9 protein-coding genes are annotated in these 8,449 nt (G+C 38.7%); 8 read left to right on the top strand and 1 reads right to left on the bottom strand.

Annotated features, from left to right (window positions below):
• Positions 1–140: 140 nt before the first annotated feature.
• The 6 genes from ACFVSH_RS19950 to nhaC all read left to right on the top strand — a co-directional run bounded on the left by ACFVSH_RS19950 (position 141) and on the right by nhaC (position 4,705).
• Positions 141–1,016 carry an SDR family oxidoreductase gene (locus ACFVSH_RS19950; protein WP_387707474.1) on the top strand — a complete coding sequence of 292 codons (876 nt, stop codon included), beginning with the start codon at positions 141–143 and terminating at the stop codon, positions 1,014–1,016.
• 134 nt (positions 1,017–1,150) lie between these two features.
• Complete coding sequence (locus tag ACFVSH_RS19945; RefSeq protein ID WP_387594796.1) at positions 1,151–1,375, top strand: hypothetical protein; 225 nt, start codon at positions 1,151–1,153, stop codon at positions 1,373–1,375.
• A 607-nt stretch (positions 1,376–1,982) separates the two neighbouring features.
• Positions 1,983–2,171, top strand: coding sequence for a molybdopterin-dependent oxidoreductase (locus tag ACFVSH_RS19940; protein WP_387707476.1), 189 nt, complete (start codon positions 1,983–1,985; stop codon positions 2,169–2,171).
• A 23-nt stretch (positions 2,172–2,194) separates the two neighbouring features.
• A complete protein-coding gene (locus tag ACFVSH_RS19935) occupies positions 2,195–2,449 on the top strand; it encodes a molybdopterin-dependent oxidoreductase (RefSeq protein WP_387594799.1) in 255 nt (84 codons plus the stop codon).
• A gap of 132 nt (positions 2,450–2,581) precedes the next feature.
• Positions 2,582–2,767 (top strand): hypothetical protein, encoded by a 186-nt coding sequence (locus ACFVSH_RS19930; RefSeq protein WP_387707473.1) that lies wholly within the window; start codon positions 2,582–2,584, stop codon positions 2,765–2,767.
• A 516-nt stretch (positions 2,768–3,283) separates the two neighbouring features.
• Positions 3,284–4,705: a Na+/H+ antiporter NhaC gene (gene nhaC / locus ACFVSH_RS19925; protein ID WP_387707471.1), complete on the top strand. Its 1,422-nt coding sequence runs from the start codon at positions 3,284–3,286 to the stop codon at positions 4,703–4,705.
• An 87-nt stretch (positions 4,706–4,792) separates the two neighbouring features.
• On the opposite strand, the gene ACFVSH_RS19920 is transcribed toward nhaC, so the two are convergent.
• Positions 4,793–6,058, bottom strand: a complete 1,266-nt coding sequence (locus ACFVSH_RS19920) for a transcriptional regulator (RefSeq protein ID WP_387707469.1) — start codon at positions 6,056–6,058, stop codon at positions 4,793–4,795.
• Between the two features lie 102 nt (positions 6,059–6,160).
• On the opposite strand from ACFVSH_RS19920, the gene ACFVSH_RS19915 reads away from it, so the two are divergent.
• Together ACFVSH_RS19915 and ACFVSH_RS19910 are read left to right on the top strand one after the other, a co-directional pair.
• Positions 6,161–7,270 (top strand): mandelate racemase/muconate lactonizing enzyme family protein, encoded by a 1,110-nt coding sequence (locus ACFVSH_RS19915; protein ID WP_387707467.1) that lies wholly within the window; start codon positions 6,161–6,163, stop codon positions 7,268–7,270.
• A gap of 14 nt (positions 7,271–7,284) precedes the next feature.
• Positions 7,285–7,998, top strand: coding sequence for a GNAT family N-acetyltransferase (locus ACFVSH_RS19910; protein WP_387707465.1), 714 nt, complete (start codon positions 7,285–7,287; stop codon positions 7,996–7,998).
• Positions 7,999–8,449: the final 451 nt, after the last annotated feature.

Raw genomic sequence — 8,449 nt, 5'->3', positions numbered from 1 at the left:
GTACTTACTAATTCAACAAGTATACGTATAAGTGAAGGGTGGTATATCAATAAACTTAAAAAGTTATTTTACTATGTTTATCAATACACATTATTTAGATTGCAAGTATCTACTTTTCTAATAGAATTGGAGGAAAAAAGATGAAAATATTAGTTACTGGTGTAACAGGAAAATTAGGATCTAAAGTTGTAGAAACGTTATTAAATGCTGTACCAGCGAGTCAATTAGCAGTTAGTGTTCGAAATCTTAAAAAAGCAGAAGGATTAAGAGCTAGTGGAATAGAAGTTCGATATGGAGATTTTGATCAACCAGAAACATTAGATTCTGCTTTTTCAGGAATTGATCGACTTTTAATTATATCCACTGTTGGGGATGATGAAACAGTAATAAGACAGCATGCTAATGCAGTAGCAGCTGCTCAACGTAATCAAGTTAAATTCATTGCTTATACCAGTGTAACAAATGCAAGTGAAAGTAACTTATTCCTTGCCCCAGCGCATCGTGCAAGGGAAGAAGCTATTTTGAAAACAGGTATTCCATACACAATTTTAAGAAAAAATTGGTACTTGGAAAATGAAATGGGGAGTATACAAGGTGTGATGGCAGGAGCACCTTGGATTACATCTGCAGGAACAGGAAAGGTGGGCTGGGCACTTCAACAAGATTATGCGGAGGCAGCAGCAAATGTCTTAACCGGGAGCGGACACGAGAATACTGTATACGAGCTTTCCGGCAAGCTTATGACTCAAGAGGCATTAACATCTGCTCTTGGAACTGTGTTAGGTAAAGAAGTACTTTTACAACAAGTCGATGATGCTATGTATACCGATATTATGAAAAGTGCAGAGGTACCAGAAACCTACATTTCTATGCTCGTAAACATGCAAAAAGGCATTAGGGGTGGTGAATTAGAGATAGCGAGAAACGATTTGGAAATATTACTTGGTCGCCCTTCTACACCAATAAACGAGGCTTTGAGCCAAATTATTAGTCAGAGCATCCAAACAGGAAAGTAAGTTTAATCAAAAAAGACCTCCTCATATTTAAGAAGCTTGTTATGCCCGGTACTAACAGAAAGCAGCTTTATTAATCCAAAGAATATGACAACCCATCATTGTCATACCCTTTAGAAAAAGATAAGGGTGTGACAATGCTGCGTAGGAAGAAAAACAACCAAATTGTTATTTATGTAGTAAAAGGCTCAACAATTAAAAGGTTTTTAATCCTAGATCTAATTATTGGATCAGGAATTTTTTATGTGGTCAAATTCATTTCTTCAAGCTTATTAATAGCAAGTGCGAGCAGTTTTATTGGAACAGAAGGAATTAAAAAGGCACCGAAAGTTCTAAAAAATGCAATTGGATTAATAACCTGAAGACAAATTCATTCCACAAAATGGAGTATTGTTTAACAAGAAGTAAAAGGAGAATGCATATTATAAACGTCCGATATGTATTTTCCTTTTTATTCATTGGTGGTAGGATTGTAGGCTTCGTATTGTAAGTCCTTATCTTGAGATAGTAAACTTACAATAACTTTTTCGATAGCTGGCTTTTGTTAATAGCCTACATAATGCTGTCCTGGTGTCGACGTAATTGATTTACTACCCTGGTTCACTTTGATTCGGACTTTGGAAAAGCTGCTGAGTTGGCTCTATAAATTCCAAAGAATGCGTGGGATTTCTGAAGATAAGAAGCGGGTAAAGTGAAGCACAAAAAAATCAATAACCTAATCAAGCTGTAACAAACGTATACATCTATAATGATTCATTTTTATCAGGGGGGAATTATGACAAATCCTCATAAAGTGAAACCCTATTTATTGACTCGTAGTTTGATCCCGGAAAATCAGGAGAAACCGGTTCAATTCATCAATAATGATAGATAGTATGGAAAACCACTTATTTCATAGAAGGAACCACTTTTCTTATCCGCCTCTTTCTTATTCAAACTGTAGGCTACCTATAAATGTTTTAGTATCCGATCCTTTACTCCTATCCATGCAAGACATTCTTCAATACCCATCTAAAACTCGTTGTCCTTGAATGCTCGGGAGACAAGTGTAATCTATTCGAACTTAAAATATTTGGAGAACAATGGGGAAAGGGAGCTATTAGCCAAGGTAGGTGGAAAGGTGTACCATTAAGGACCTTACTTGATCTATCTGGATAGAGGAAGGGGCAAAAGGAGTTGTCGTGGAGGGTTATGATTATGGAAATAGGACCGATCTAGATGAGGCTTACACCTACACCAGGAGTGTGCCTGTCGAGAAAGCACTGCATCCGGATACCATTATTGCATATGAGTATAATAATCGGCCAATTCCTTTTAAACATGGTTATCCACTGAGGTTAATAGTTCCGCAGTGGTATGCAATGGCATCTGTTAAGTGGATAAAGCAGATAAGTGTTATTAATTCAAAATTCAATGGGGCCTTTTCAAACAATTGATTATGTGTATTATCCAAATGAAGACAATGAACAAAATGCATTTCCAGTCACTACAATACATATCAATTCGGCAATCCAAAAACCGCTGGATATGGACATTCCGAATACTGGTAATTTAATAAAAGGGATTGCATGGAAGGAAAAGGAGTAATTATAAAGTTGGAAATTAGTATGGAAGATGGCCATACATGGAGAAAAGCTGATATATTACCTCGTGAAAATATTGGTTATGGATGGGTTAGCTGGTCATTTGAATGGACTATATTAGAAAAAGGTGAGTATACGATTAAAACTAGAGCAACAGATTCATTTGGTTAAATCCAGCCTAATTTACCTTTTTGGAATAAAAAAGGTTATGGGTATAATGCCATTAATAAAATTAAAGTTAAGGTAGAATAACTTTGAATTTAATTTAAGGAAAAGAAAACGGCTGAAAAGACTTTTGTTACCCTGGTAGATAAAGACGGATATCCGTGAAATAAAAATGGGAAAAGTCGTTCCTGGATTTAGCCAAATAGCGGTTTTGTGATTCAGAGAAAGAACCTTCCAAAAGGGTTATGGAGGGTTATTTGGCATGGCCAAAAAAGTACTGAAAAAGGAAATGCATCTTATTTAAGTTGGGATGGGTGGTTGCCATTTGGTGTTTTTTCTTTTAGTCACTGTAATGGATTTCTAATGTCTTGTTAAAGAGAGCTAACTTTCAAAATATTAATTGACGGTTATTCGTAGAAATATTATGATAATTCTATTAACGGCTATTTAACGACATGTCATTCTTTTTAAATAGTCATCAAATAATAGAGTCATGAAAATTAATCACAAAGGGGATGCTTTATGAAAAAAGAAATGTCATTCGGTGTTGCAATAATACCGCTCATCGTCATGATCGTAATGATGGCAATTACGGTGGTCTGGCTGGAACAGGGTCCGCATATTCCACTTATTGTAGGCACATCAGCTGCTGCTATTGTTGCTTGGAGTTCAGGTTATAAGTGGAACGAAATAGAAGAGTCTATGTACAAGGGAATACGCCTCGCCCTGCCAGCAGTCGTCATCATTATTCTAGTAGGGATGACAATCGGGGCTTGGATGGGCGGAGGAATTGTTGCCACCATGATATATTATGGTCTTAAAATCCTCACTCCTTCATTTTTTCTTGTTAGCATCTCCGTTATTTGTGCAGTGGTATCATTGGCAATCGGCAGTTCTTGGTCAACGATGGGGACAATCGGTGTTGCTGGGATGGGGATTGGTCTAAGTATGGGAATACCAGCACCAATGATTGCGGGGGCTATTATTTCAGGCTCATATTTTGGTGACAAAATGTCACCGCTTTCAGACACGACCAATCTTGCATCTGGACTTACAGGAACTGATTTATTCGTACATATTCGCCATATGCTTTACACGACGATTCCAGGATTTATCATTGCCTTGGTTATATACGCCATACTTGGGAAGGATTTTGGTAAAGGAGATATGAATGCGGAGAATATTGAACAAACAATGCGTGTACTGCAGGATAGCTTTGTCATTTCTCCGTTTCTATTGATCATTCCGTTAATCGTCATTATTCTAGTTGCTAAAAAAGTTCCAGCCATTCCGGCGTTGATTATAGGGGTGCTGCTCGGCTTCTTATCACAAATTTTCATTCAAGGAGGCAACATGGCTGATGCAATAGCAGCATTGCAAAGCGGCTTCGTGATTGATACGGGCAATAATATGGTCGACAAGCTGTTTAACGGCGGCGGATTGGATTCAATGATGTACACCGTGTCCATGACGATCGTTGCAATGACATTTGGTGGAATCCTTGAAAACACAGGCATGCTTCAAGCGATCGTAAAGCAAATATTAAAATTCGCAAAAACATCTAGAAGCGTCGTTGCGTCAACAGTTTTATCATGTTTTGCGACGAATGTAACATGCTCAGAACAATATATTTCCATAGTCATTCCTTCACGTATGTATGTAAAAGCTTACCGAGATAAAGGACTTCACTCGAAGAACCTATCCCGTGCACTTGAGGATGGAGGAACATTGACTTCAGTATTTGTTCCTTGGAATACTTGCGGAGTATTTATCCTTGCAACACTTGGTGTGCATGCATTCGATTATGCACCATATGCGATTCTGAATTTTATCATCCCAGTTATTTCTATCATTTATGCGATGACTGGCTTTACCATTACGAAATTGACAGAAGCCGAAATTCAGAATATCAAGAAAGAAGAGGAAGCAACTTTACCTATATGAAAAACTTTCCAAATTTAAAAATACCTGCAATAAAGCAAGATACCTCTAGCGAAGAAAGGTTCCTACCAAAAGAACCTTTCTTTACATTTAAATCCAGTATACTGGCAAATTAAGTTCATAAACAGCTCTGGGGCGTCCCTTCGAATAGGTCATTTCTTCGCCGACGATGGTGACATGCCCATGATCGGATAGCTTTTTTAAAATTCTTTCTGTAGTACGACGGGTCACCTGTAAATAATCCTCTAGTTCAGCAGCCGTGAATTGGACGGATTGGCGGGAATGACTGAACTGGATGATTTTAGATATGTTAGCAGGACTCAATTTTGTCTGTTTGGCAACCTGAAGTAGTTCGGGATGATCGTTTTTCAAGCGTTGCTGTTTGGTTTGCTGTGGAAATGGTCCAAGCAAATCTTTGTCTTCAGTGAGAATGTATCCGCATTTGTACTCATTATTTTTTTCAGCAAATCCGAGGGCAATCTTTGCATGACGATCTGCATCCATAATGGTTGAACCATATCCGAAACCAACTTTACAATTCTTCTTGAATTTGTCAAAAAAATAATTCAGGCCATTTTTCTTTATCAACAATTCTATTTCACCACGAGTGCTGTACAGGATGAAGTGGAAGTCTTCAAGAAGCTGGACCGAGGCTTGTATTTCATGTGCTATACCATCTACCAGTTCATGAGCGTTCGCTTCATCCGATATTACATAGCAAACGGCAATCTGTGAAGATTTGCTTTTAATTAGTTCTGTATTGGCTCTAATATCCTGCAGCGCTTTAAAGATGGAGCTTCGGGGATCAACCATGCGCATGGCAGGTACCCCAATAAGTTGCAGTTGATCAAATACAGAATGGATGCTTGTTAATGCAAGATCAATGAAACCCTCCTTCCAAAGTTCATGATGGTAAGAAGTGATCAGTGAAATATCAAATGAGTCATTCAGCATCTCCTGATAATCCATGATATAGCTCGGGTCCATCTCGATTTCGAGGTCAGTTAATACGTTCTTTACGATCAAGGCGTTGCTAACATCGACGGAAATTCGATGTGGAGAGATTTTTTTATGATAAAGCACGGATAGTAAGGAAGAAGCGACCGACATTTCATCTTGTGCTAAATAAAAAGAAGGAATCGGAAGGTGCTCATGATATTTTTTTGAAAAGTAGTACGGTAACGCCCCGGAGAACAACAAAGCATCACATGGCTTGAGTTTCTTAACAAGCATACCGGCCTCAGTAGGTTTCTCATATACATAGGCGTCGAAATCAATTCCAGCAATTTCGGATGTGATGGATTCAATTTTTTCGATAAATTCAGTGGAACCAATGACAGCAATTCTTGTATTCATTGTTAACCTCCAAGTGAAACAGCTAATGGATTAAATAACGGTTTATTAACGACAACTATATCAAACTCGTACAATCTTGTGAATCGAAAGGGAGTATTAGAAATGAAAATTACAGCGATCCACCTATATGCAATCCATCTGCCTCTTAAAGAGCCCTTTGTGGTTAGTTACCATACTTACGAATTTATGCCATCGATCATTGTCAAAATTGAGACGGATGAAGGGTTTGTTGGGTACGGGGAAGGTGTGGCAGACGAACATGTGACTGGTGAGATTCTGGAAGGGACCTACCAGGTGTTGAAAAATACGTTGGGACCCATACTGTTAGGCAAGAATCCATTTGAAATCGAAAGGCTTCATGATTTGATGGACAAAGCGATTTATGGAGCTCCTACAGCTAAGGCAGCCATTGACATTGCTTGCTTTGATATCATGGGAAAGAAGCTGGGGCAGCCAGTCTACCAGCTAATCGGGGGACGTTATCATGATGAGTTTCCAATTACCCATGTCTTAAGTATAGCTCCTCCTGAAAAAATGGCCGAAGAAGCGGCAGTTATGGTCGAGCAGGGCTATCAGTCATTTAAAATGAAGGTTGGCACCAATGTCAGTGAAGATGTGGCACGCATACAAGCTGTCCGCGACCGTGTAGGTGATAGTATCGCTATACGTGCAGATGTTAATCAAGGATGGCGGAACAGTGCGGTAACTCTTGTAGCGATTGATCAATTGCTTGAATGCCAGCTTGATTGGCTTGAACAACCGGTAGCTGCCGATGACATCGATGGGATGGTTGAAATAAAATCGAAGTCTACGATTCCGCTGATGATTGATGAGGGGTTAAAGGGCACACGGGAAATGCGCGAAATTATCCAGAAACGAGCAGCTGATAAATTGAATATTAAACTGATGAAATGTGGTGGTATATATCCGGCAATTAAGCTAGCCCACCAAGCAGAGCTTGCTGGGTTAGAATGTCAGATTGGCTCAATGGTAGAATCATCCATAGGTTCTGCAGCTGGCTTCCATGTTGCATTTTCAAAAAAGGTGATCACAAGCGTGGAACTCACTGGTCCATTGAAATTCTCCAAGGATGTAGGGAATCTTTATTATGATGTCCCATATATTAGGTTGAATGAAAAACCAGGATTAGGTGTAGCGATAAATGAAGAAATGCTAGTTGAATTAACAGTTTTTCAGGATGTCATCCAATAAAAGGGGGAGCAACTTTGGAATTGATTTATGAAGGTACCATCAGTAAGGATAAAAATCATAAACGCTATGAGGTCAGAAAATTAGTGTTGGAGGATTTAACCGATATTTTACAAGTTCAAGAACAGGTCGTTCACCATTTGACCGATAAAGGTGTACTTCAACCGCTTACTAAGGAAGAGTTTCAATATATTCTAGAAGGAAATGGGCTCATGATTGGAGCATTCGAAGGTGAGGATCTCATTGCATTCCGGGCGTTGCTGGCTCCGCCTATTGATGAGGAACATCTAGGGAGAGATTTCGGAATGATGGAATACGAGCTGTCGGAAGTGATTTATCAGGAAATTTCTAACGTACTGCCTGCATACAGGGGAAACAAACTGCAACAAACACTTGCAACGTTGATCATGCAGGAGTTGAACAAGCAGGAGTCGCCTTACCGATATGTATGCTGTACAGTTGCGCCTTTTAACATTCCCAGTTTAAAAGATAAATTTGCCCAAGGAATGGAAATTGTGGCGTTAAAAGAGAAATATGGCGGGCAATTGCGTTATATATTTGTCAAGGAATTGTCTGAAGTGAAAACATCTCGATGGCAGGAAATCCAGATCATTGAGATGAATGATATAGCATCCCAGCAAAGAATTATCGCAAATGGTTGGCGTGGATTTAAAATGGAAGAGCAGGAAGGAAAACAGTTAGTCTTTTATGGTAGTAGGCATACGATTTAAATGTTTAAGATGTTTATCCTTGCAGTACAGGCTTGATCGTAAGTGGTTTTGCCATGCCGGAAATGCTGATGGAGATAGAATTTGAAATTATGATTAGTGAAGGAAGAATTGAAAATTAATAGATTAACGCTATCTATGAACGAAATCAATCAAAAAGCAAACCTTTGAAACGTAAGGGTTTGCGTTTTTTATATTTCGTAATGGATGTAACCTTTAGGGGGAGGGGACAATACTTGTGAGAACTACAATAAAAGTGTGTGGATTTCTTGTTATGAAAAGGCAGAATAACACGAGAGTGAAAATATTAGAATTCGAAAAAGAATAAGGCCTACAAAAAAGCAAATCCCCCTCAAAGCTTAATTTCGGATTATTCCGCTTTAGTTAAGTTTAGTAGGCATACGAAAAATAAAAAATTCATTTATCTAGAGGTACAGAAGTGGGGGGATTATTG

This window comes from Peribacillus sp. NPDC058002 (assembly GCF_042886655.1).
Classification (GTDB): Bacteria; Bacillota; Bacilli; order Bacillales; family DSM-1321; genus Peribacillus; species Peribacillus aracenensis.
This window is presented reverse-complemented; position numbering and strand designations above follow the sequence as displayed.